This is a genomic window from Streptomyces sp. NPDC058092 (assembly GCF_042884935.1).
Classification (GTDB): Bacteria; Actinomycetota; Actinomycetes; order Streptomycetales; family Streptomycetaceae; genus Streptomyces.
In genome coordinates this window covers 1-24,383 of the sequence record NZ_JBHVSY010000014.1, presented here as the reverse complement: position 1 = coordinate 24,383, position 24,383 = coordinate 1, and the positions used below count along the sequence as shown (strand labels likewise).

Sequence of the window (24,383 nt, the reverse complement as noted above, 5' to 3'; positions counted from 1 at the left end):
TGAACAGCACGGTGGCGAAGGCGAATGGAGAGGAACGACCAGATGGGAATGCAAGCGCAGGCCGACCGGGAGTTCTGGCGCGCTGTGCTCGTCGCCGGTGGATTCACCGAAATCCCGCGGTGGACGCTCAATCCGGTGAAGGGCGTCGGCCGGCACGAGGCGCCGATCCCGGACGACGTCGTGGCGGCGTTGGGCCGGCTGGCCAAAGACCTGGCGGTGCCGCTCGACTCGGTGCTGCTGGCAGCGCACGCCAAGGTGCTCGCCGCACTGTCCGGCGAGCGCGAGATCGCGACCGGTTACGTCACCGTGGAGGGCGGCCGGCCGCTGCCCTGCCGGCTGACGACCGAGCCCGACTCGTGGCGGACGCTGCTGCTGGATACCCATCGAGTCGCGTCGGACCTGCTGTCGCACAAGGACTTCCCGGTCGATGAGCTCAGATGCGAACTGGGCCTGGCCGAACCGTCGATCGAGGCCGTGTTCGATCCGCACGGCGTGGGCGGCGAAGTCGCCGGTAACAGCATGCTGTGGGTGGGATATTCGCAACGCGACGGCCATCTCGTGCTGCGGCTGCGGTATCGGACCGACGTGCTCGACGAGGACTGCGCAGTCAGGATCGCCGGTTACCACCTCACCGCGCTCGCGCTGATCGCCGCCGATCCGGACGCCGAGCACGGGCGGCAGAGCCTGCTCTCCGCCGAGGAACTCCACTTCCAGCTCGAAGAACTCGCCGGTCCACGCCGGGAACTGCCGGACCACCGGTTCCACGAACTGTTCGAGCAGCGGGTGGCGGCACACCCGGATGCCGTCGCCGCGGTGCATGGGGAGCAGCAACTGACGTATCGAGAACTCAACGCGCGCGCCAACCGGGTGGGACGAGCCCTGCTGGCGCGGGGGCTGCGCCCCGAGGGTGTCGTCGCGGTGGTGACCGAGCGCAACCTGGACTGGATGGCCGCCGTCCTCGCGGTCTTCAAGGCCGGCGGCGTGTACCTGCCCATCGAGCCGCATTTCCCGGCCGATCGCCTCGCGACCATGCTCTCCCGTGCCGCGTGCGGGCTCGTGCTGACCGAACCCGGCAGCACCTCCACGCTCGACCAGGCCCTCGACTCGCTGTCCGGGGTCCGGAAGCTCTTCGTCGGCGCAGCCTACGAGGAAGACCATGCCGACGATGATCTGGGCCTCCACGTCGCACCGGACCAGCTCGCCTACATCTACTTCACCTCCGGCTCCACAGGTGAGCCCAAGGGCGCGATGTGCGAGCACGCGGGCATGCTGAACCACCTCTACGCCAAGATCGACGACCTGGAGATCGGCGAGGGACAGGTGGTCGCCCAGACCGCACCCCAGTGCTTCGACATCTCGCTGTGGCAACTGGTGTCCGGGCTCCTGGTCGGGGGGCGGACCCTGCTGGTGGAGCAGGAGGTGATCCTGAACGTCCAGCGGTTCGTCGACAAGATCGTCGACGGCCGGGTCGCCGTCCTCCAGGTCGTACCCTCCTACCTGGACGTGGTCGTGTCCTGGCTGAAGCAGCACCCCCGCGAACTGCCGGACCTGCGGTGCGTGTCGGTCACCGGCGAGGCGCTGAAGAAGGAGCTGGTGCAGCGCTGGTTCGCCGCCCAGCCCGGGATCAAGCTGGTCAACGCCTACGGGCTGACCGAGACCTCGGACGACACCAACCACGAGGTCATGGACCGCGTGCCCGACGGAGACCGGGTCCTGCTGGGTCCCGCGGTCAACAACGTGCACGTCTACGTCGTCGACGAGCACCTGACCCCGGTGCCGCTCGGTGCCCCCGGTCTGATCGTCTTCTCCGGCGTCTGCGTCGGCCGCGGATACGTCAACGACCCCGAGCGCACCCGGCAGGCCTACCTGGCCGATCCGCACCGCGAGGGCGCCCGGCTCTACCGGGGCGGCGACTACGGCCGCTGGACGCCCGAGGGCAAACTGGAGTTCCTCGGCCGCCGCGATACCCAGGTGAAGATCCGTGGCTTCCGGATCGAGATCGGCGAGATCGAGAACACCCTGTTGCAGGTGCCCGGTGTTCGCGACGGTGCAGTCGTGGTCGCCGAGCGAGCCGACCACAGCAAGCACCTGGTGGCCTTCTACTCCGGTCGGCGGCCGCTCGAGGTCGACGTCCTGCTGGACCGGCTCGGTGCGTCGCTGCCCCCGTACATGGTCCCGTCGGCCTTCCACTGGCGGGAGACTCTGCCACTGACGGCCAACAGCAAGATCGACAGAAGGACTCTGCAGGCACTCGCCGGGGAACCCGACGTCGTCCGGGACGACTACCGCGCGCCGGATACGCCGACCGAACAGCAGCTGGCGGCCGCCTGGGCGAAGGTGCTCGGCATCCCGCAGAACCGGATCGGACGGCGGGACCACTTCTTCGACCGGGGCGGCACGTCGCTGTCGGCAGTGAAGCTGGCCATCGTCCTGGACCGTGCGGTGTCCCTCAAGGACGTCACCTGTCACCCGGTCCTCGCCGATCTGGCCGGGCTGGTCGACGGCAGGTCCGAGCGGCGTGCCGGGCTGCTCCAGCCGCTGTCGGAATCGGACGGTGCGCAGACCGCAGCCCTGGTGTGCTTCCCCTACGCCGGCGGCAACGCGGTGAACTTCCAGCCGATGGCCAGGGCGCTGCCGGACGGTGGACCGGCGGTCTACGCCGTCGAGCTGCCCGGTCACGACGTGGCCGCCGAGAGCGAGCCGCTCGCGCCGATGGCACAGGTGGTCGAGCAGGTCGTCGACGAGATCACCGGGCGTGGCCTGACCAGGATCCTGCTGTGGGGCCACTCCTCGGGCACCGCGTTGGCCGTGGAGACGGCCAGAAAGCTGCAGGAGCGCGGGGTGGACGTCCAACGGGTCTTCCTCGGCGCGCAACTGCTCGGTGACGCCGACGACCGGCGCGCCACCATCACCGAGCTGACCGGGCGGAGCAACGCCGAGATCGCCGCCGACCTGAGCACGGACGGCGGCCGCACCGCGCTCGGTGAGCTGGGTGCGCAGCACGCCGAGCACGTCGGCGCCGCCTACCGGCACGACTGCGTGTCCGCACACCACTACTTCGCCGACGCTCTGGAGCGCCCACCTGCGCACAAGCTCTCCGCGCCGGTCACCGTGGTCGTTGCCGCGGACGACCCGAGCACGGCGGAGTACCCGAGCCGGTACCGCGACTGGCAGCTTCTGGCCGGACAGGTCGACCTGCACGAGCTCGCCGACGGCGGCCACCACTTCCTGCGTACCCGTCCGGCCGAGGCGGCAAAGGCCGTGCTGCACGCCGCCGAATTGTTCGCTTCTTCCTGAGTGTCAGCTGAAAGGAGAACGAGATGTCGTTCACATCCACGGCGTCGCTGGTCGACGTGGAACTGGAATCCGGCAGACCCCCACGACTGCGGGCCGAGGCCACCGGCTCCGCGCCGACCTGGGCGGCCGAGCACCGGGACGCGCTGCGCGCGGTCGTCGCCGAGCATGGTTCGGTCCTGGTCCGCGGCCTCGGGCTGCGTGACGCCGCCGAGACCGGAGCCGTCTTCTCGAAGCTGGCCACCGGTCTGATGACCGAACAGGAGGCCTTCGCGCCCCGGCAGACCTACTCGGACGGGGTGTACTCCTCATCGAAGTGGCCGCCGAACCAGCCGATGTGCATGCACCACGAACTGAGCTACACACGTGAGTTCCCCGGCCTGATGATGTTCGCCTGTCTCAGCGCGCCCACCGGCGGCGGGGCGACCGCGCTGGCCGACTCACCGACCGTGCTCGACGCGCTGCCCACCGAGTTGACCGAGCGGTTCGAGCGCGAGGGCTGGCTGCTCACCCGTAGCTACAACGACGAGATCGGCGCGTCCGTCGCCGAGGCGTTCGGCACCGAGGACCGGGGCGCCGTCGAGCGCTACTGCCGCGCCAACGCGATCACGTTCGAGTGGCAGCCCGACGGTGGACTGCGCACCAGACAACGCCGCAGCGCCGTGGTGCGCCACCCGGTCACCGGCCGACGCTGCTGGTTCAACCAGATCGCGTTCCTCAACGAGTGGACGATGGCCCCCGAGGTGCACGAGTACCTGGTGGACGTCTACGGCGCCGACGGGCTGCCGTTCAACACCCGCTTCGGCAACGGCGACCCGATCGGCGAGGACGTCGTGCAGCTGCTCAACAGCGTCTACGAGGCGAACACCGCACGCGAACCGTGGCAGGCCGGCGACCTGATGCTCGTCGACAACGTCCGCACCGCGCACAGCAGGGAGCCCTTCGAGGGACCGCGCGAGGTGCTCGTCGCCATGGCCGAACCGGTGCGTCTGGCCGACTGTTCACCGACCGTCGAGGTGACCACGCAATGACCACCGTCGATTCCACCGCGAGAGAGTCCGCAAGGGTCGCGCCGATCACCGCGCCACCGTTCGCGGTGATCTCCGGTGCCCAGGTCCGGCGCACGCTGCACGGATGCGAGAAGCGGATCACGGAGTTGGTCGAGGCCACCTACCGGGTGCACGGCGCCGGTGATTCGGTGAACCCGCCGTCGTACTTCCTGCGCTTCCCCGACCGACCGTCCTCCCGGATCATCGCGCTGCCCGCCTCGATCGGCGGGGAGACACGGGTGGACGGCCTGAAGTGGATCTCCAGCTTCCCGAACAACGTGACGGCCGGCATCCCAAGGGCATCGGCCGTGCTGATCCTCAACGACCATGACACCGGCTACCCGTTCGCCTGTCTGGAGAGTTCGATCATCAGCGCCACCCGGACGGCCGCGTCGGCCGCGTCGGCGGCCGACTGGCTCAGCCGCGACCGGCCACGACCGACGCGCGTCGGGTTCTTCGGGGTGGGCTTGATCGCCCGCTACATCCACACCTTCCTGGTCGGCACCGGCTGGTCGTTCGACGAGATCGGCGTGCACGACCTGTCCGCCGACAGCGCGGCAGGCTTCCGGTGCTACCTGGAGCAGTCGGACACCACCGGCCGAGTCACCGTGCACGACAGCGCCGAGCAGTTGATCCGAAACAGCGACCTGGTCGTCTTCGCCACCGTCGCCGGTCAACCGCACGTCGGTGACCTGTCATGGTTCGCACACAATCCGCTGGTGCTGCATGTGTCGCTGCGCGACCTCACGCCGGAGATCCTGCTCGCCTCGACCAACATCGTCGATGACGTCGAGCACTGCCTCAAGGCCGACACGTCGCCGCATCTGGCCGAGCAGCTCACGGGCAACCGGGACTTCCTGCACGGCACGTTGGACGATGTGATGGCCGGGCGGGTGGCGGTGCCGACGGACCGGCCGGTGGTGTTCTCGCCCTTCGGCCTCGGGGTGCTCGACCTCGCGGTGGGCAAGTACGTGTACACCGAAGTGGCCCGCTGCGGAGAGTTGCACGTCGTCGACGACTTCTTCCACGAACTGAGCCGGTACGGATGAGCCGGCCGAAAGCCCAGGAGGCTCCTTCAGGGCTGATCCCAGGAGAGACCACCGGTCACGTCGCAGCAGGTCCTGACGCGCGAGACAGCGGCCGCTGACGCAGGGCCCCGTCCCGCCTGGTTGGACACGGGGTCTCGCCCGCACAAGCGAGGAGCCCGCCCACGGTGGAAGTTCCGAAAGTGCTCTGCTCCAGACAGAGGAGACCGTTGTGCCCGTCATTTCCGCTCCCTACGCCTTCAACGAAGAGGATCTCTATGTCGACCTCCGGTCGTTCGTCGGGCATTCGCTCTTCCTGAAATGCGAGGGCTTCAACTTCGCCGGCTCGATCAAGTTGAAGGCCGCGACCGAGATGGTGGAGGCCGCTGAGCGGGATGGAATCCTGACGCCGGAATCGATCCTGGTCGAGTCCTCGTCCGGAAACCTCGGCGTGGCGCTGAGCATGATCGCGGCAAGCAAGGGCTACCGGTTCCTGTGTGTGACGGACTCCCGCGGCAATCTGTCGAACAGAATGATGATGGAGGCGTTGGGCAGCCAGGTGCATGTGATCACCGAACAGGAGGCCATCGGCGGCTTTCTCGGCGCGCGGCTCGAGTACGTCCGCGCGCTGTGCGCCTCCGACGACCGGTATGTGTGGCTCAGCCAGTACACCAATCCGAGCAACTGGAAGGCCCACTACCGCACGACCGCGCCGGAGATCGCCCGTCAGTTCCCGCGGCTGGACGTGCTGTTCGTCGGAGCCGGCACCACCGGGACCCTGATGGGCTGTGCGCGCTACTTCCGGGAATGGCACCGGCCGGTGCGGATCATCGCGGTGGACAGCGTCGGCTCGGTGTCCTTCGGCGGTTCGCCGGGCCGCCGGATGATTCCCGGTCTGGGCATGAGCATGCGCCCGCCGCTGCTCGACGAGTCCTATGTCGACGAAGTGATTCGTGTCGAGGAGGCGGACACCATACGTGCCTGCCATCGTCTGGCCAGGCGCGGATTCCTGTTCGGCGGCTCCACCGGCACGGTGGTCAGCGGCGCAACGGACTGGTTGGCCCGGCATGACGCGCGCGAACTCACCGCAGTGGCCGTCGGCCCGGACCTCGGCGAGCGCTACCTCGACACGATCTACCAGACCAACTGGCTGCAGGATCTCTACGGCGAGGACGTGCTCGACTCCGACAAGGAGGCCGCCGATTCCTGGGCAACCGCCCCCTCGCCGGCGACATGGTGGGGCCGGCGGCCGGACCTTGCGGACCGGCAGCCGCAATGACAATCCGCACCGGCTCCGGGTTCGTAGGCCCCGGGCACCCCGTCCGAGGAGCCGGCAGCACCGACAAGGCCCTCACCACCGTCGAGTGGTACGACAACTCACCGCATCGGAGCCAGGACCTGCGGTTTCAATGCAACAGCGACGCAGAAGTGAGCACGGGCGTGCCTTCCGGCCGCCGCTCGCAACGTCGGCCTGCCCGGTGACCATCACGGGATACATCGGAGAGCACGCATCCCGCGTGCCCTCCTGGCCTGCCTGCTCGACGCGGCGACAGGAGGAACCGGCTCGCGGCGGCCCGGTCACACACGGACCGTCTCCCGCCGTTGGTACCGGTAATGCCCTGTGCCGGCCCGCTTCCCGATGTCCGCCCCGGCCGCTCGGGTTCGATCCGGTCGGGCGCGACGCTCGGGATCCCTGTATCGCCGACGCTTCCGAGGAGCGGTGTTGAGCCATTCGTGTTGTGATCGATGACGCAGGAGGCAACGCTGTCGGAACGGGAGGAAATCATGGCTGAGAAGCTGCGAGCGCGAGACATCATGTCCGGCGGCGTGCAGTGCGTCGGTGCGCACCAGTCGCTGTTCGACGTGGCGAAGATGATGCGCGATCTGAACGTCGGTTGCCTGCCCATCTGCGGCGACAACAACAAGCTCACAGGCTTGATCACCGACCGTGACATCGTCGTCAAGTGCTGCGCCGAGGGCATCGACCCGGCAACCGTGCAGGCCGGATCACTCAAGGCCAAGGTGCACTGGATCGATGCCGAAGCGGACGCCGGCGATGTCCTGACGACCATGGAGGAACACCAGATCAAGCGGTTGCCGGTGATCGACGTCCAGGGCGGCCACCGTCTGGTCGGCATGATCACGGAGGCAAATCTTGCGAAGAATCTGCGCGACGAACAGATCGCCGAGTTCGCGAGCCGCGTATACGCGAGTGCCGGGACGTCCGGCCAGTCCGCGGACTGAGGCGTCTCGCCGAACCCCGAGGAGCCCGGCCAGGTGGTGATCTGTGCTGCCTGGCGGGGCGAGAGAGCCCCATCATGTCGGTGTGACGATCGGACTCGGCGGGCGAATCACCTACGTCTCGGCATGCCCGGCTACGTCTCGGCATGCCCGGCGACACGCTCCCCGTGGTACGGGTGCACGGCGTCGATGTGGCACTCGAGATCTGCGAGGACCTGTGGCAGGAGGGCGACAGGGCCCGGGCCGCCGAGGCAGGTTCATCGACTCGGCCCTGGCCGCCGCCCTCGCCTGCGACGCCATGGGGGCGGTCGACGTTCGCGGGGTGGCCATGCCGTCCGCGTACACCTCGGCGCACTCGGTGGCCGACGCGGAGAAGCCGGCCCGGCTGACCGCACGACCACTCATCGCACAAGCCGGTCGGGCACGTTCGTCCCGGCTGCGCCCGTGCGCCTACCCGAGGCGGTCGGCCATGGCGCGGCGGGGACGCCCTGGCGGATGATCTCGGCACACAGCCGTTCAGCCGTCGGCCCTCAGGGCCTGGAGCAGCATCGGTAGCGAGGAGTGCAACTCGCGCTGCCAGTACGGCCAGCCGTGGGTCCCCGGTCCGTAGAAGTTGGTGATCACGTGCTTCGCGCCCTTGCGTTCGAGCTCGCTCGCAAGGGCCTGGTTCTGCCTGTTGAAGTCCGCCTCGAGCGCACTCGTGCTGCCCGGGGGGGTCCAAGGGGCCGGTGGTGCCGTCACCGCACGACAGGTAGACGGGGATCGACGTGAGGCGCTTGGCCAGGTGGAACGGGTCGTGGGCCGCCCAGACGTCACGTTGCGCGACCGGGTCGCCCCAGACCCTCAGCGGGTCGTCGCCCTGACCGGCGAAGAACCCCATGATGCGGTTCGTCGACTCGTCGTTGAGCAGCGGGTGCACGGAACCGGAGTACGCCGCGGCCGCCTTGAACATCCCGGGGTGCCGGGCGGCATACAGCAGGGCGCCCTGGCCACCCATCGAAAGTCCCGCCACGACGCGGTTCCTGCTCGCCCCCCAGTCGTGCTCAAGGAGCAGGCGCAGTTCCTTGGTGTGGAAGGTCTCCCACGCCGGGTCACCGCCCTGCCCGTAGTTCCACCAGTCGCTGTACCAGCCGTTCCAGCCGGCCTCCGGCATGACCACGAGGACGTCGCGCAGGCTGTCGGTCCGCGCGACGTCGGTCCGAGCGGTCCACGACGTGTAGTCCCCGCAGCAGCCGTGCAGCAGCCAGAGCGTCGGCCAGTGCCGGCTCCGGTCGCCCGGGTCCCAGCCATCGGGCGTGAGCAGACGTACGTTCACCGTCCGGCCGCCGAGGGCCGGTGAACGGACCGACAAGTCGACCTGCCGGTCGGCGACCTGGGTGACCGCGACGACCTCGGCACCCCGGGACGGGGCCCCTGACCCGCCCGCCTCCCGGGCCGGTGACACCGTCGACGCGGTGGCGAGCGCCGGCGGGGTCGATGCCAGGGCGAGCAGCAGCGCGGCAAGGACGAGCAGGAGGCGGGATCGGCGGATCGGGACGGCGGTCATGGCGGCTCCCGGCGGTCGGTGGTCGGCGGTCGCTGGCTCTGGTGTTCTCGGACCGGGCCGGGTCAGCCCCGGTCCGGCAGGATCAGCAGTGCATCCCCGACGGGGCGTTCACCGGCCGCGTCGGACGGGGTGTTGATCACTTCTCCGTCGACGACCATGGTGGTCGACCCGCCGCCGTCGAGATTGACCGCGTCGCGCAGGCCGAGTGCCCGGGCGACGGCGGCGCTCTCGGGGATGCTCAGCCCGAGAGCGCCCGTGCTGCGTCCGTCGGCGGTGACGAACACGGTCCTGCCGGCGGCGTCCACCCCGGCCAGCGTGCGTGGGTTGCGCTTGTGCACCCAGCCGTAGTAGAAGCTCGCGTTGCCGGGCTGCACCATACCGTCGGTGGCAGGCGTAACGTGCAGCCGCCCGTCGCGGACCAGTTCGGGGCCGCCGTTGAAGATGCTGGTCGCCGGTGATGGGGAGACCTTGCGACCGCTGCCGTCCCGCAACGTCCCCTCGATGCGCAGGGGTCGGCCGACCTGCGCCAGGATGGCCAGCTCGGCGACGCACGTGCCGGTCGCCTGCACGGAGCTGCCGCCGGCCGGCAGCGGTCCGCCGCGCGGTGAGCGGAGTTCGAGGACCCGCCCGCGGCTGTCCAGTACGGCCTCCAGGCCGTCGCCCTGCGGCGTCCGCCGTCCGTAGTCCGGCGTGAACGCAACGAGTTCGTCGCGGTCGGTGCAGGTCACGTCGTGCAGGGGCAGCGAGGTCGGAGTGTCGTCGGCGGTGCCGCCGCAGTTCCTGATCAAGCCCGGTACACGGTCGACGCCGTCCAGGGGTTGCGACGCGTCGCGGCCGACGACCCGTCCCTTCCAGGTGAGCCGGGCGACCCCGCTGTGCCGGCCGGAGTCGCGCATCACCAGGCCGGGGCGTCCGTTCACCGGCTCGCTCAGCAGCCGGCCGTCGTAGACGCCGACGCCGGCCGGATCGCCCGGCGCTCCGGCGCTCGGGTCGAGGACGAAGAACCCGCCGTTGACCGCCGCGGTCGCGCCGGCGGCGGCTGCCAGCTCACTGGTCTTCTCGCGGTTCTCCAGATCGGGACCGTACGACGCCTTGAGACCGCCGCGGAACCGGTCCGGGTCGATGGTGAGCACGTCGATCCGCCACGGGCCACGGTCCGCCGGGTTCCCGTCCCAGCCGGTGTACACGACGGACCCTGCGTACCCGGCCCCTCTCAGCCGGGTGCGCTCGGCGGTCCCGGCGGACTGCGAGTCGAACTGCCCGACCCGGACCCGCCACCCAAGCGTTCCACCGGCGTAGTCGGCGACCGCCGGAGTCGTGACCGTCTCGACCCGGGCGTCGAAGCCGTCCTCCTGCAAGTCGGCAGCAAGCTCGTCGGCGCTCGCCCGGTCCTTCAGCGCCGTCGGCGGCGCGTCGGGGTCCGGCGAGGTGGCGCCGCCGGGTATGGAGACCTCGACCGTCCACGCAAGCGCCGGGGCGGCGGCACCGCGCACGATCCGCGTGAGGGTGACACCGGGCTGCAACGTCCGCGTGCTGCGGGTCTCGGTCAAGCCGACGGCGCCCAGCGGCAGAACACGCGTCGGCCCCGGCCGCGGCTCGGAGGAGGCGGGCGCCGGCAAGGCGCCCACCACGGCGAAGAGGGCCAGGACCGTACACGCACCGAGCAACTTGCTGTTCACGTACCCCCCTTGGAAAGAATGGCCCCGCAACGGTGCGTGCGGCAGCGGCCACCAGTCAAGACGTGTGCACGTCCATCTCCTCGCCCGCTCTTCCGTCGGTGGCGCGGCTCCAGCGGCCGTACCCGCCACGACAACCCTGGTGCGTCGGCTGCGCGGCGTCAGGCGCGGGCCGGCTCTGCTGCTGCACGGGCTGCGGGGTATTCATGTCACTGCGTCGCTCACTCGCTCCAGGTTGGTGAGCGGCCTGCCGGCTCCCGGTCAGGGGGTCGCCGCGGATACGACATAAACGACAGGGTTCATCGGATCGGTCATGTTCACGGTGATGTCCTGATCGGGCCGCGGGTCCTTGTTGGTGTGCTTGGTGCCCGCCCACTGGAGACCCGGGTCGAAGCTCCAGCCGGAGATCTCCTGGTCGCGGGGGCCGATGCTGACCTTGCCCGTCTCCAGGTCGGCGCGGCCGCTGCCCATCCGGCTCAGGAACCGGTCGAGGCCGGCGGACGTGGTGCGGAACTCCACGTACAGGCGGCTGGCCTTCCAGTTGTTGGTTTCGTAATACTGCACGTCCAGCGCGTTGCCGGGCATCGGCAGCTCGAAGATCCGGCGCTGCAACCGGGACGGCCAGCCCTCCCGGAGCCCCTGCGCGGAGGCCTCGGCCTCCTTGTTCTGGCCGGAGCGGCGGCTCTGGCCCGCGGAGATCAGCAGGTAGCCCGCCGGGATGCCGATGAGCAGCACGATGATGGTCGCCGTGATCAGACGGCGGCGGATCATCCGGCGCCGGTCCTGCGGCGGCCTTTCGTCGTCGGGCGGCGAGGACTGGCGCGGCAGGACGGGGTGCTCGGCTGCGGTCATGTCTGTGGAGATCCCTAGGAGGTACGAGTGTTGCGCGTGTTACGGATGGTGCTCGCGGCCTGGTCGTAGATCTGCGCGTACCGCTCGTACCGCTCGACGCGACGACGGTTGGTACGGCGAAATCTGCGGGCCACCAGCCGGGCCAGGTCGGCGGCGCCGACCATACCTGCCTCCGGGCCGAGCTGCGCCTTCGCGATCCGGGCCTCGGGGCGGTAGCCGCGGCCGGTGAGGTGGCGCTTGAAGGCGTCCCTGGCGGGGCCGATCAGCAGATCGTCGGCGGCGCTGACGCCGCCCCCGATGACGAAGCAGGAGGGGTCGAGCGCGGCGGCCAGATTGGCGATGCCGACGCCGAGCCACTGGCCGATGTCCTGGAGGAGCTCGACGCACATCGCGTCGCCCTCGCGGGCCAGTTCGGTGATGAGCGGCCCCGTGATGTCGGGGATGTTGCCCTTGACCCGCTCGATGATGCCGTGCGCCACCGGGGAGTCGGCCGCGGCCAGCTCCTTGGCCTCGCGGACCAGGGCGTTGCCGGAGCTGTACTGCTCCCAGCAGCCGCGGTTCCCGCAGGGGCAGCGGTGCCCGCCGGGCACCACCTGCATGTGGCCGAACTCACCGGCGACGCCGTACTTGCCTCGCTTGACCTGACCGTCCTCCAGGATCGCGCCGCCGATGCCGGTACCGAGCGTGATCATGACGAGGTGGTCCTCGCCGCGGCCCGCCCCGAAGCGCCACTCCGCCCAGGCGGCGGTGTTCGCGTCGTTGTCGACCATGACGGGGACGACGAGGCGGGAGGCGAGGGCGTCGCGCAGTGGTTCGTCGCGCCAGGCGAGGTGCGGGGCGAACAACACCTTGGAACGATCCGCGTCGACCCAGCCGGCCGCCCCGATGCCGACAGCGTGCACGTCGTGCCGGTCGGAGAGGTCCAGGACCAGCTCGACGATGGTGTCCTCGACGACCTTGGGGCTCTTGGACTTGTCCGGCGTCTCGGTGCGCAACTGCTCCAGGATGTTGCCGTCGGCGTCGACGACGCCGGCCATCACCTTCGTGCCCCCGATGTCGATGCCGACGGTGGGTACCCGCGGCGCCGTGAGGTGCGAGCGCCGCTCCCGGGTGCCCACGGTCCGCAGGACGGTGGCGCGGGCGGAGCCGCGGTGTGTGAAGTCGCGGTACGTGCTCATCGTCCCTGCGGGGTCTGGGGGGCCGGGGGCGGTGCTCCCGGCGGCGGACTGCGCCCGTCGGGCTCGATTCTGCCACTGCCGGGGGCAGCGCGGTCGGCGGAACCTTCGGCCGGGTCCGGTACCGGTCCGGGCTACCGCGGGTCGTCGGTGACCGGGTGGCCGCCGAGATGGGTCGGTCCCGGGGCCCGCTCCAGCTCGTGGCCGAGCTCCTCCAGCTCGCTGCCGCCCGCCATCTGACGGGTCAGTTCGTCCAGCGTGATGCTCGACCGGGTGTGGCTGCCGGCCATGGCGCCCCGCTTGAGCAGGACGAACCGGTCACCGACGAGATACGCGTGGTGCGGGTTGTGCGTGATGAGGACCACGCCGAGACCGGCGTCTCGGGCGGCCGCGACGTACTTGAGGACGACCCCGGACTGCTTGACGCCGAGCGCGGCGGTCGGCTCGTCCAGGACGAGGACCTTCGCGCCGAAGTAGACGGCCCGCGCGATGGCGACGCACTGGCGCTCGCCGCCGGAGAGCGTGCCGATCGGCTGGTCGACGTCGCGCAGGTCGATGCCCATGCGCAGCAGCTCGGCGCGGGTCGTCTCGCGCATCAGCCGCACGTCGAGGCGCTTGAAGGGGCCCGTGCCGGTGGTCGGCTCGGAACCGAGGAAGAAGTTCCGCCAGACCGGCATGAGGGGGACGACGGCCAGGTCCTGGTAGACCGTGGCGATGCCGCGGTCCAGCGCGTCGCGCGGGTTGGCGAGGTTGGTCTCCTCGCCGTCGATGAGGAAGGTTCCCGCGTCGTGCCGGTGCAGACCCGCGATGATCTTGATCAGGGTGGACTTGCCGGCGCCGTTGTCACCGAGGACACAGGAGATCTCCCCCGCGTGGACCTCCAGCGAGACGTCCTGGAGCGCCTTGATGTTGCCGTAGAACTTGCTGACGTGGTCCAGCTCGACGAGCGCCCGGTGGGACGTCTCCCGGTCGGCCGGTGCCTGGGGGGCCGTCATTTCGTCGCCTCCGCGCGTTTGCGTACCCATGCGTTGAGCAGGGTGGCCAGGAGCAGCATGGCTCCGAGGAAGAACTTGAACCAGTCCGGGTTCCACTCCGCGTACACGATGCCCTTGCTGGTCATGCCGAAGATGAAGGCACCGACCGCGGAGCCGATCGCGGAGCCGTAGCCGCCGGTGATCAGGCAGCCGCCGATGACGGCCGCGATGATGTAGATCAGCTCGTTGCCGACGCCCTCGCCGGACTGCACCACGTCGTACGAGAACAGCAGATGCTGCCCGGAGACCCAGGCGGCGAAGGCGACCCCGAGGTAGAGCCCGATCTTGGTACGGATCACCGGGACGCCGACCGCGCGGGCCGCGTCGGCCTCGCCGCCGACTGCGAAGATCCAGTTGCCGAAGCGGGTGCGGAGCAGGATCCAGGTGGCGATCGCGACGAGCACGGCCCACCACAGGATGGTGACCTTGAACTCGACGCCACCGATGGTCCACTGCGAGGCGAAGACCTGACGGGCCGAGTCGAAGCCCTCCATGTCGCCGATGGACTTCGTCGACACCGTCCCGCTGATCAGCTTGGTGAAGCCCAGATTGAGGCCGGTCAGCATCAGGAACGTGCCGAGCGTGATGATGAAGCTCGGCAGTCTGGTACGGGTCAGCATGAAGCCGTTGAACGCCCCGATGGCCAGCGTGACCAGCAGCGACACCAGGACGCCGACCCAGACGTTGGCCGTCATCTGGTAACTGAACATCGACGAGATCAGCGCGGAGCTGGTGACCAGGACACCGGCGGAGAGGTCGAACTCGCCGCCGATCATCAGCAGCGCCACCGGTGCGGCCATGATCCCGATGGTGGAGGCCGCGTACAGCACCGTGCCGAGGCTGGAGGCGCGCAGGAAGCTGTCGGCAACGATCGAGAAGAAGATGAAGACGGCCGCGGCGCCGACGACCGAGCCGAGCTCGGGGCGGCCGAGCAGTCTGCGCAGCGGTGAGGTGCGCAGCAGCCGCTCGTCGGCCGCGGCCGGGGCGGGTGGGCCTGTGACGGTGCTCATCGGGTCCCCCGCTTCGTGTATTCCGCCAGCTCGGCGGCGTCCTTCGAGGTGATGATCTGCGGTCCGGTGAGGACCGGGCGGCCGCCGCCGAGCACATTGCGGTTGTAGCGGTAGAGCCAGAGCAGGTCGACGGCCTCGTACCCCTGGAGGTAGGGCTGCTGGTCGACGGCGAAGCCGAGGCTCTTGTCCTGGAGGGCGGTGGCGACCTTGGCGTTCAGGTCGAAGGTGTCGATCTCGGCCTTGCTGCCCGCGGTCTTCTTCGCCTTGACGGCCGCGTCCGCGAACGGTGCCCCGAGGGTGACGACCGCGTCGATGCCCTTGTCGGCCTGGAGCTTCGCCTCGATGGACGCCTGGACGTCGGGCATGTTGGTGCCCTCGACGTACAGGTTCTGCATCTGCCCGTCGAACGTCTTCTTCGCTCCGGCGCAGCGCTGCTCGTGGCCGACATTGCCCTGCTCGTGCAGGATGCACAGGGCCTTCTTGCGGCCGCGTGCGTTCAGCTCGTCGCCGACCGCCTCGCCCGCGATGGACTCGTCCTGGCCGATGTGGGTGAGCGCGCCGAACTGCCTGGACTCCGCGGAGCCCGAGTTCACCGTGATCACCGGGATGCCGGCCCTGGTGGCCTTGGCGACGACGTCCTTCATCGCGTCGGGCTTGGCGAGCGTGACGATCAGCCCGTCGACCTTCTGGTCGATGGCGGCCTGGACGAGCTGGGCCTGCTGCTGCGCCTCGTCGTTGTGCGAGTACAGGAACTTGATGTTGTCCTTGACGGCTGCCTGTTCGGCGCCCCGCTGGACGATGTCCCAGAAGGTGTCGCCGTCGCCCGAGTGGGTGACCATGGCGAAGGTCCAGCGGGGCGTGGTCACTGCGGACCGGCCCTCGGCGGCAGCCCGGGCCGCGCGCTCCTCCGCCCGCTTGCCGCCGGTGCTGCTGCATCCCACGAGGGAAGCCCCCAGCACCGCCGCAAGCACAGCGCCCATCGCACGTACCCCTGTCCGAACCCTTGCCACGACGCCGTGCCCTTCTTGTGCTGCTCGCTGTGCTCTTTGGTGGGGCCGGGGACGATTCACGCCCTGCCCGGCTGGCCAAGTATCCCCGAGCCGCCGACGGCGCCACCCGGCAGGGGCGGGGCAGGCGCGCGGGCACCGGTTGTGCGCGGCGGTGCGCGGGAGGGTCATCGGGTGCCGCGCGCGGTGTACTCCTCCAGCTGCGGTACGTCGGCGGCGGTGACGATCGCCGGGCCGGTGAGCACCGGCTTTCCGCCGCCGACGACGTTTCCGTTGGTCTTGTTCAGCCACAGTTCGTCGACGGCCAGATAGCCCTGGAGGTAGGGCTGCTGGTCGACGGCGAAGCCGACCTCCTGGGCCTTCAGCCGCTTGACGACCTCGGCGTTCAGATCGAAGGTGTCGACCTCGGCGCGGCTGCCGGCACCCTCCTTGGCCTTGACGGAGGCGGCCGCGAAGGGGGCGCCGAGGGTGACGATCGCGTCGATGCCCTGGTCGGCCTGGAGCTTCGCCTCGATCGACGAGGTGGAGGCGGGCATGTTGGTGCCCTCGACGTTGAGGTTCTCGACGGTGCCCCCGAAGGTCTTCCGCACTCCGGCGCAGCGCTCCTCCAGCGAGACGTTGCCCTGCTCGTGGACGACGCAGACGGCCTTCTTGCGGCCCCGCGCATCGAGCTCCTCGCCGACGGCCTCGCCCGCGACCTTCTCGTCCTGCCCGATGTGCCCGAGCGCGCCGATCTCCCGGGAGAACTGCGCGCCCGAGTTGATGGTCACGACAGGTATGCCGGCCTTCACGGCCTTGGCGACGACGTCCTTGACCGCTTCCGGCTTGGCGAGGGTGACAACGATGCCGTCGACCTTCTGGTCGATGGCGGCCTGGACGAGCTGGGCCTGTTCCTTGCCCTCCTTGTTCGCCGAGTACAGGAACTCGACGTTGTCCTTGGCGGCGGCCTGTTTCGCGCCGCTCTGCACGATGTCCCAGAAGGTGTCGCCCTCCCCCGAGTGCGTGACCATCGCGATCTTCATCCGCGGGGTGGCGGCCGCTTTGCCTCCGCTGCCGCCGCCCTGGGGCTTCTCCTCGGCGCGCTCGCCGCCGGAGCTGCTGCATCCGCCGACGGTGAGGCCGATGCCGATGGCGGCCGCGGCGATCAGGGTTGCTGCCTTGCGAGGGGTACGCATGGTGGATCCGCCTTCTCTCCCGGCCGCCCGAGTGCGGCTGGGTGAGTTCTAGCGGCGGGCGTACGAGACGTCAACGGGGCCGTGGGGCCGTCGTCACCGTACGAGCAGCTGGAAGTCGAAGGAGTAGCGCGAGGCCCGGTAGATGTGGGAGCCGAACTCGACCGCGCGCCCGGTGTCGTCGAAGGTGGTGCGCTCCATCGTCAGCACGGCGGCCCCTTCCGTCTCGGCGAGTCCGGCCGCCTCCTCGGCGGTGGCGAGCCGGGCGCCGACGGTCTGGCGGGCGCTGTGCAGGGTGATGCCGGCGCCCCGCATCATCCGGTAGAGGCCGGTGGTCTCCAGCCGTCCGGTGTCGAGGTCGACGATCCCGAGGGGCACGTGGTTGCGCAGGAGTGCCAGCGGCTCGTCGTGCGCGTAGCGCAGCCGTTCGACGAGGTGTACGTCGGTGCCCGCCGCGATTCCGAGGGCGTCGGCGACGTCGGCTCCGGCGGGTTCGACGGTGTTGCGCAGGACGCGGGTCGTGGGGTGCCCGCCCGCCGCCTCCAGGTCGTCGTACAGGCTGCTCAGTTCGAGCGGGCGGCGGACCCTGCTGTGTACGACCTGGGTGCCGACGCCGCGGCGGCGGACCATCAGGCCCTTGTCGACCAGTGACTGGATGGCCTGGCGGACGGTGGGCCGGGACAGGCCGAGCCGGGCCGCGAGCTCGATCTCGTTGCCGAGGAGGCTGCCGGGGGCGAGCCGGCCCTGCTCGATGGCCGCTTCCAGCTGCTGGGCCAGCTGGTAGTACAGCGGAACAGGGCTGGTGCGGTCCACGCCGAGCTCGAGCGCGGCGGGGTCGGGGGTGGGTTCGGGCACGCGTGGAGGGTAACCCCCACATCAGAACCTCCGGTAGTCAGGTCGTCCTGTTGTCCGGACAGCATGAACACCGAACAAGCCACCCCTTGTCAGGACATATGGTTGACAGCGCAGCCCGCGGGCGTCACGTTGGGTCCATGCGCATCGGACTCATCGGCACCGGACGGATCGGTTCCTTCCACGCGGGCGTGCTGGCCCGCCATCCCGAGGTCGACGCCCTGGTGGTGACGGACACCGACCGGGCGCGGGCGGCCGAGGTCGCGGACCGCATCGGCGCGACGGCCGCGGACAGCGCCGCCGAGGTGTTCGGCGCGGGTGTGGATGCCGTGGTGATCGCCTCGGCCACGTCGGCGCACGCGGAGCTGATCGGGCAGGCCGCGCGGGCGGGACTGCCCGCGTTCTGCGAGAAACCGATCGCCCTGGACCTGCCGGGGACGCTGAGCGCGCTGCGTGCGGTCGAACGGGCGGGAAGCGTCCTCCAACTGGGCTTCATGCGCAGGTTCGACGCCGGGTACGGGGCGGCGCGCGTCGCCGTGCGGGCGGGGGCGCTGGGCCGGCTGCACACCGTGCGGGCGATGACGATGGACCCCGCGCCGCCGCCCGCCGCGTATCTGCCGCTCTCCGGCGGGCTGTACCGCGACTGTCTGGTCCATGACTTCGACATGCTGCGGTGGGTGACCGGCCGTGAGGTGACCGAGGTGTACGCCACCGGATCGGACGCCGGGCCCGAGATGTTCCGGGCGGCCGGCGACGTCGACACGGCGGCGGCCCTGCTCACTCTCGACGACGGCACCCTGGCCACGGCGACGGCCACCCGCTGCAACGGCGCCGGTTACGACGTACGGATGGAACTGGCGGGCGAGCTCGGCCAGATCACGGTCGGCCTGGACGACCGTACGCCGGTCACCTCGGCCGAGCCGCAGGGCCCAGCCGCACCGCACAGTCCCTGGCCGGGCTTCCTGGAACGGTTCGCCCCGGCGTACGAGGCGGAACTGGACGCGTTCGTAGGGGTGGTGCGGGGCGCGCTGCCCAATCCGTGCGACGGCCGGGAGGCGTGGTACGCGCTGCTGATCGCGGAGGCGTGCGAGGTGTCCCGCCGGGAGCGGCGCCCCGTGGAGATCGCGGAGATCGCCTACGGAGCGGCCGCCCGGTCCGGTGCTCGCTCCGCGGGATGAACTGCTGCGCCCCGGCCGCCGGGGGCGCGGTCAAGGCACTTCAGGACGGTGTGGCGGACAGTACGGTCCCCTGGGCGACCGCGCAGAGCGTCCTCACCCCGTCCTCCGCCGCGGCGAACAGCTCGCAGCGGACCACGGCCTGACGGCGGCCGGTGTGCACGACGTCGGCGCGGGCGATGAGTGTGCGGCCGGTGGCGGGCCGTATGTACTGGATGGAGAAACCGCCGGTCAGCACGGCCGGGCCGAGCGTCGTCCCGGCGGCGAAGGTGATCGAGTTGTCGGCGGCGTAGGCCAGGACTCCGCCGTGCAGAAAGCCGTTCTGCTGCTGGAGTTCCCGACGAATGTCCACTTCGAGGGTGGCGGCGCCGTCCCCGAAGGCGGTGATCCGCGCCCCGACGAGCCCGCTGAACGGCTGGCTGTCGAGGACCTTCTGCGCCATCTGCAAATCAAGTCCGGTCATGGCAGAGCTTCTTACCTCACCAGCGGACGGGCAGCTCGCGGAACCCACGGATCAGCATCCCCGGGAGCCAGTCCGGCTCCCCCGCGTCCGCGTCCAGTGCGAGACCGGGGCACCGCTCCAGCAGCGTACGGATCGCGATCCCGCCCTCCATCCGGGCCAGCGGCGCACCCAGGCAGAAGTGCACGCCGTGCCCGAAGGCCAGATGGCCCTGGGCCTCGCGGCGGATGTCGAAGCGGTCCGGTTCCGGGTAGCGGCCGGGGTCGCGGTCGGCGCCCGCCAGGGAGATCAGAACCGGCTCGCCCGCCGGAATGATCCTCTGCCCGATCTCGACCGGTTCGCGGGGGAAGCGGAACGTGGCGGTCTCCACCGGTCCGTCGTAACGCAGCATCTCCTCGACCGCGCCGTCGATCAGGCCGAAGTCCGCTCGGAGTGCGGCCAGTTGCTCCGGGTGGTGGAGCAATGCCCTTACTCCGTTGGAGATCAGGTTGACCGTGGTCTCATGGCCGGCGACGAGCAGCAGGAAGGCCATGCCCACGAGCTCGTCGGGCGACAGCCAGTCCCCCTCCTCGTCACGTGCCCTGACCAGGGCGCTCATCAGGTCGTCACCCGGCGAGCACCGCTTGTCCTCGATGAGCTCGGCGAGGTATGCGCCCATGGCGGCCACCGCCTCGCGCTCCTGCTCCGGCGTGGCCGGGGTGACGACGTCGTTCGACAGTTTGCGGAAGGTGTTCCGGTCCAGGTCCGGCACACCGATCAGTTCGCAGATGACGGTCATCGGCAGCGGGAAGGCGAGCGCGTCCACGAGATCGGCGCGCCCGGCGGGCACCATCGCGTCGAGAAGCTCATCGGTGATCTGCTGGACGCGCGGGCGCAGGGCCTCGACCCGGCGTGCGGTGAACTCCCGGGTGACGAGCTTGCGCAGCCGGGTGTGATGGGGTGCGTCCAGCTCCAGCATGTTGGCGAAGATCGGATCGTTCCCCTCGGGCCGGTCCACCAGCCCCTGCCACTCCTTGCCGAACCGCTGGTCGGCGAGGGCCGCGCGGCCCTCGTCGTACCCGACGACGAGCCAGATCCGCTCGAAGTCGTCGGTACGGATGGTGTGCACGGGACCTGCGGCGCGCAGCTTTTCGTAGTACGGATAGGGATTCGCGGTGAAGTCCTTGACCCCGCGCAGATCGACATCGGCCTGACTACTGGCATCGGACATGGGATCGCCCCTCCCGGTCTGATCGGCTCGATCGCTCGCGACCGACCGGTTCAGCCTATGTCGCCGGGCCCGTGCCGTCGTCGTCCAGCAGGCCCGCGTCGTGCACCAACAGCGCGATCTGGACACGGTTGTTGAAATCGAATCTGGCCAGGATCCGGGACACCTGCGTCTTCACGGTCGCCACGCTCAGATAGAGCGTGGCGGCGATCTCGGCGTTGGAGCGGCCGCGTCCGACGGCGATCGCGACCTCGCGTTCCCGGTCGGCGAGCGTGGCGATCCGCCGTCGTGCCCGGTCGGCGCGGTCCACCCGGCCGTCCCGGCCGCCCCCGGACCCGGTCCCGGCGGCGCGGGCCATGAGCCTGCGGGTCACCGCGGGCGACAGCACCGGATCACCGGCCGCCACCCGCCGCACCGAGTCGACGATCCGAGCCGGCGAAGTGTCCTTCAGGACAAAGCCGGCGGCTCCGGCGCGGATGGCCCGCAGCACCTGTTCGTCGGCGTGGAACGTCGTCAGGACGATGACCTCCGGAGCATCGGGACGGGTCCGCAGTGCTTCCGTCGCCGTCAGCCCGTCCATGACCGGCATCCGGATGTCCATCAGCACCACATCGGGGCGGAGCCGGTCGACAAGATCCGCGACCTCGGAACCGTCGGCCGCCTCGCCCACGATGTCGATGTCGTCGGCGCCGCCGAGCATGAGAGTGAGACCGGCCCGCACGAGCGGGTCGTCGTCGACGATGAGCAGCCGGACGGGCCGCGCCACGGGATCCACGGGGGTCGGGTCGGTCATGACGCCAACCGTAGTCAGGTCCGGGCACCGGATGCGCCGGGAATCCTTGCGTCCGCCCCGGACCGTCCGGCGGGCAGGGCGATCAGGGCGACCACGGCAGCCAGGCCCGGATCCCGAAGCCGCCGTCCGGCTCGGGCCCGTGGTCGAGGCGGCCGCCGGCCAGGGTGGCGCGTTCCGTGAGGCCGATGAGTCCCTGGCCGGAACCGGGGACCTGCTCGAACGGTTCGGTGGGCGCCGGATTGCGTACGTCGATGGCGAGCCCGTCGCCGGGGCCGCCGGTGACGGTGACGGTGACCTCGGCGCCGGGTGCGTGTTTACGGGCGTTGGTCAGGCCCTCCTGGGCGATGCGGTACACCGTGCGGCCGGTGGCGGCGGGGGCCGCGGCGGGGTCGGTGACGCGGTTGTCGAGGGTGACCTTCATGCCGGCCTGACGGGACTCGGCGATCAGTGAGTCCAGGGTGGCGAGGGTGGGCTGCGGCCGGTGGCCGTCGCTCTCGCCGGGGCTGCGCAGGACGCCGATGATCTCGCGGAGGTCCTGGAGCGCGTCGTGCGCGCTGTCCCGGATGACACCGGCGGCCCGCGCCACCTCGGCCGGGGGCGCGTCGGGGCGGAATTCGAGGGCGCCGGCATGGACGCTGAGGAGGGTCAGCCGGTGGGCGAGGACATCGTGCATCTCCCGGGCGATGGCCTCGCGGGCCAGCCGCTGCGCCTGCTCGGCGCGGAGCCCGGCCTCGGCCTCGGCCCGCCGGGCCCGCTCCCGTAGCGTGACGACGAGCTGGCGCCTGGACCGTACGACCATGCCCCAGCTGAGCACCAGCAGGGACATCAGCACACCGATGACCACCGACTCGACGAGCGAGCTGCCCGGGTCGGGGCGCAGATACGGCTGTACGGGGGCGGTGACCAGAGCGAGCGCCCCGATGGCCGCCACGGGGCGGAACGGCCGGTGCACGGCGACGCCGAACAGCGCCACGAGCATGGCCCCGGCCGCGACCGGTTCGACGGTGGAGACCAGAATCAGGCCCACCGCGAGGCCGACCGGCCACCGCCGCCGTACCCACAGGGCGCAGCAGGCGACGACCCCGATCAGACAGTCGACGAAGAGGACGCCGTCGGAGGTGGTGCGGTCGGCCTCGATCGTCGCCGCCGCGAGCAGACCGATCCCCGCCGCGAAGAGGAAGGCGGTGATGTCGACGATCCAGTCCCGCACGGTGCGTCGCGAGCGGCCGTCCTGGTCACCGGGCAGCTCGGGATCGGCCATCGCCGAGGGCAGCAGCCAGGGGTACTCCGTACGCGTCATACGACAAAACTACCCAGGTCAGGCGCGGGTTCCGGGCGTTCGGGCGCAAGGAGCCACCAAAGTTGCAGGACGCGAGACTTTCGGCGGAGCGCGGCAGTCCGATGCTCGGGGTGGTTCCGGTTCCGGGCGGTGGTGCGGCGGCCGGCCGGCTCAAGGAGCAGCCGGAGTCACCGCCCGGCGCCCCCAGCCGGTGCCGGCCAGGACCAGGACCCCGCCCACCACGCCGAGGGCGCCGAGCCGCTCACCGCCGATCGCGATGCCCACGGCGGCGGCCCACAGCGGTTCCGTACCGAGCAGCAGGCTGACCCGGGACGGCGAGGTGCGGCGTACCGACCACATCTGTACGAAGAAGGCGAAGAGCGTGCAGAAGACGGAGAGGAAGAGCAGCCCGCCCCACTCCCGGACGCCGAACCCGGCGGCCACGGTCCACGGCGCCTCCCCGGTGCCGGGCACGGCGGCGAGCACGGCGAAGACGGCGACCGCGCTGCCGAGCTGGACCGTGGTCAGCGAGAGCGAGTCCGCCCCCTGCACCGACTTGATGCGGGCCATCAGCAGCACATGCACGGTACGGGCGAGGGCGGCCACCAGCATCAGCAGATCGCCCGCCGACGGGGCGGTGAATCCGCCGCCCTGGGTCAGCAGCGCCACACCGGCCACCGAGAGCCCGGCGGCGGCGAGGAAGGCCCTGGGCGGCCGGACGCGGGTGACGGCGGCCTCGGCGAGCGGGGTGAAGATCATGGTGAGGCTGATGATGAGCCCGGCGTTCGTCGCCGAGGTGTGCACGACGCCGTACGTCTCCACCAGAAAGATCCCGCTGAGGACCAGACCCAGCAGACCGGCCCCCCGCCACTGCGCAGCGCTCAGCGCCCGCAGCTTTCGCCGGCCGGCCACGGCCAGCACGGGCAGCACGACGGCGAAGCGCAGTACCAGGACGGCGACGACGGTCTGCGCGGTGGTGATGCCCTTCGCCGCGAGGTAGCTGGAGCCCCAGACGACCGCCACGAGGAGCACCGGCAGATCCGTGAGCCAGGCACGGCGCGGCGGGGCGAGGGCGGGTACGGCGATCGAGGACACCTGGCCGGTTCTCCTGGTTCTCCACGGCGGGAATGATGCGGAAGCGCTGTGGAGACTTCGAAGGCTCACACGCGGAACGATCACCGTATCGGGCAGTGCCCGGCCCGGGGAATACCCGTCTCATCCGTCGTCCTGTGCTTCGCCGTCGGTGTCAGCGGCGCGCCAGCTCCATGATCCAGTTGGTCAGCCAGCTCTCGCCGTCGTCCAGGGAGAACGCCTGCTCCCAGCGGGCCGACTCCGCAGTGATCCCCGACCAGTTGACTTCCTCCCCCTCGTGAACGAGGGGGATTCCTACGGCTCGCGCCGTGGGGGTTTCTGCTTCGTCGCCGACTGCCCGCCCGGAGAACTCCGTTGAGGTCTTACACCAGCTCCACAGACTGTTACCGCCAGCCCGGCGGCCAGAAGGTTCTTCGCTGCGTTCACGTCCCGGTCGTGGGTCGT

Annotated in this window: 20 protein-coding genes and 2 pseudogenes; 7 read left to right on the top strand and 15 right to left on the bottom strand. The window is 70.4% G+C overall.

Annotated elements, in window-relative coordinates; all coding sequences use genetic code 11:
• Positions 1–42 precede the first annotated feature (42 nt).
• The 6 genes from ACFVV1_RS23045 (at position 43) to ACFVV1_RS23020 (ending at position 8,108) form a co-directional block, all read left to right on the top strand.
• A complete protein-coding gene (locus ACFVV1_RS23045) occupies positions 43–3,297 on the top strand; it encodes an amino acid adenylation domain-containing protein (RefSeq protein ID WP_389992182.1) in 3,255 nt (1,084 codons plus the stop codon).
• A 23-nt stretch (positions 3,298–3,320) separates the two neighbouring features.
• On the top strand, positions 3,321–4,325 hold the full coding sequence (locus ACFVV1_RS23040; protein WP_389992179.1) for a TauD/TfdA family dioxygenase: 1,005 nt from the start codon (positions 3,321–3,323) through the stop codon (positions 4,323–4,325).
• Positions 4,322–5,392 (top strand): 2,3-diaminopropionate biosynthesis protein SbnB, encoded by a 1,071-nt coding sequence (gene sbnB, locus ACFVV1_RS23035; RefSeq protein ID WP_389992176.1) that lies wholly within the window; start codon positions 4,322–4,324, stop codon positions 5,390–5,392. Before ACFVV1_RS23040 ends, sbnB begins: the two co-directional genes overlap by 4 nt.
• 208 nt (positions 5,393–5,600) lie before the next feature.
• Complete coding sequence (gene sbnA / locus ACFVV1_RS23030) at positions 5,601–6,647, top strand: 2,3-diaminopropionate biosynthesis protein SbnA (protein ID WP_389992173.1); 1,047 nt, start codon at positions 5,601–5,603, stop codon at positions 6,645–6,647.
• A 506-nt stretch (positions 6,648–7,153) separates the two neighbouring features.
• Positions 7,154–7,612 carry a CBS domain-containing protein gene (locus ACFVV1_RS23025; protein ID WP_389992170.1) on the top strand — a complete coding sequence of 153 codons (459 nt, stop codon included), beginning with the start codon at positions 7,154–7,156 and terminating at the stop codon, positions 7,610–7,612.
• Between the two features lie 295 nt (positions 7,613–7,907).
• On the top strand, positions 7,908–8,108 hold the full coding sequence (locus ACFVV1_RS23020) for a hypothetical protein (protein ID WP_389992533.1): 201 nt from the start codon (positions 7,908–7,910) through the stop codon (positions 8,106–8,108).
• Between the two features lie 17 nt (positions 8,109–8,125).
• On the opposite strand, the pseudogene ACFVV1_RS23015 reads toward ACFVV1_RS23020, so the two are convergent.
• The 9 genes and pseudogenes from ACFVV1_RS23015 to ACFVV1_RS22975 form a co-directional block, all read right to left on the bottom strand.
• A pseudogene (locus ACFVV1_RS23015) lies at positions 8,126–9,155 on the bottom strand (alpha/beta hydrolase).
• Between the two features lie 62 nt (positions 9,156–9,217).
• Positions 9,218–10,834 carry a phosphodiester glycosidase family protein gene (locus tag ACFVV1_RS23010; RefSeq protein WP_389992168.1) on the bottom strand — a complete coding sequence of 539 codons (1,617 nt, stop codon included), beginning with the start codon at positions 10,832–10,834 and terminating at the stop codon, positions 9,218–9,220.
• Between the two features lie 258 nt (positions 10,835–11,092).
• Complete coding sequence (locus ACFVV1_RS23005; RefSeq protein WP_389992165.1) at positions 11,093–11,683, bottom strand: hypothetical protein; 591 nt, start codon at positions 11,681–11,683, stop codon at positions 11,093–11,095.
• A 14-nt stretch (positions 11,684–11,697) separates the two neighbouring features.
• Positions 11,698–12,861, bottom strand: coding sequence for an ROK family glucokinase (locus ACFVV1_RS23000; RefSeq protein ID WP_072486134.1), 1,164 nt, complete (start codon positions 12,859–12,861; stop codon positions 11,698–11,700).
• A gap of 131 nt (positions 12,862–12,992) precedes the next feature.
• Positions 12,993–13,853 carry an ATP-binding cassette domain-containing protein gene (locus tag ACFVV1_RS22995; RefSeq protein ID WP_389992163.1) on the bottom strand — a complete coding sequence of 287 codons (861 nt, stop codon included), beginning with the start codon at positions 13,851–13,853 and terminating at the stop codon, positions 12,993–12,995.
• Positions 13,850–14,902, bottom strand: coding sequence for an ABC transporter permease (locus ACFVV1_RS22990; protein WP_389992161.1), 1,053 nt, complete (start codon positions 14,900–14,902; stop codon positions 13,850–13,852). Before ACFVV1_RS22990 ends, ACFVV1_RS22995 begins: the two co-directional genes overlap by 4 nt.
• Positions 14,899–15,882: a sugar ABC transporter substrate-binding protein gene (locus ACFVV1_RS22985; RefSeq protein ID WP_389992158.1), complete on the bottom strand. Its 984-nt coding sequence runs from the start codon at positions 15,880–15,882 to the stop codon at positions 14,899–14,901. Before ACFVV1_RS22985 ends, ACFVV1_RS22990 begins: the two co-directional genes overlap by 4 nt.
• Before the next feature lie 194 nt (positions 15,883–16,076).
• A complete protein-coding gene (locus ACFVV1_RS22980) occupies positions 16,077–17,084 on the bottom strand; it encodes a sugar ABC transporter substrate-binding protein (protein WP_389992155.1) in 1,008 nt (335 codons plus the stop codon).
• Between the two features lie 93 nt (positions 17,085–17,177).
• Positions 17,178–17,936, bottom strand: a complete 759-nt coding sequence (locus ACFVV1_RS22975; protein WP_389992153.1) for a GntR family transcriptional regulator — start codon at positions 17,934–17,936, stop codon at positions 17,178–17,180.
• Between the two features lie 137 nt (positions 17,937–18,073).
• Between ACFVV1_RS22975 and ACFVV1_RS22970 the strand changes: the two genes are divergently transcribed.
• Positions 18,074–19,111 (top strand): Gfo/Idh/MocA family oxidoreductase, encoded by a 1,038-nt coding sequence (locus ACFVV1_RS22970; protein ID WP_389992150.1) that lies wholly within the window; start codon positions 18,074–18,076, stop codon positions 19,109–19,111.
• Positions 19,112–19,151: 40 nt separating this feature from the next.
• Here the strand turns inward: ACFVV1_RS22970 and ACFVV1_RS22965 are convergent, their stop codons facing one another.
• The 6 genes and pseudogenes from ACFVV1_RS22965 to ACFVV1_RS22940 form a co-directional block, all read right to left on the bottom strand.
• Positions 19,152–19,571 carry a PaaI family thioesterase gene (locus ACFVV1_RS22965; RefSeq protein WP_389992148.1) on the bottom strand — a complete coding sequence of 140 codons (420 nt, stop codon included), beginning with the start codon at positions 19,569–19,571 and terminating at the stop codon, positions 19,152–19,154.
• 16 nt (positions 19,572–19,587) lie between these two features.
• Positions 19,588–20,778, bottom strand: a complete 1,191-nt coding sequence (locus ACFVV1_RS22960) for a cytochrome P450 (RefSeq protein WP_389992146.1) — start codon at positions 20,776–20,778, stop codon at positions 19,588–19,590.
• A 55-nt stretch (positions 20,779–20,833) separates the two neighbouring features.
• Positions 20,834–21,568: a response regulator gene (locus tag ACFVV1_RS22955; protein ID WP_389992144.1), complete on the bottom strand. Its 735-nt coding sequence runs from the start codon at positions 21,566–21,568 to the stop codon at positions 20,834–20,836.
• Positions 21,569–21,650: 82 nt separating this feature from the next.
• Positions 21,651–22,868 (bottom strand): sensor histidine kinase, encoded by a 1,218-nt coding sequence (locus ACFVV1_RS22950; RefSeq protein ID WP_389992141.1) that lies wholly within the window; start codon positions 22,866–22,868, stop codon positions 21,651–21,653.
• A gap of 150 nt (positions 22,869–23,018) precedes the next feature.
• Complete coding sequence (locus ACFVV1_RS22945; protein WP_389992138.1) at positions 23,019–23,942, bottom strand: DMT family transporter; 924 nt, start codon at positions 23,940–23,942, stop codon at positions 23,019–23,021.
• Between the two features lie 291 nt (positions 23,943–24,233).
• Positions 24,234–24,383 (bottom strand): annotated as a pseudogene (locus tag ACFVV1_RS22940) (RNA-guided endonuclease TnpB family protein); the annotation flags it as partial.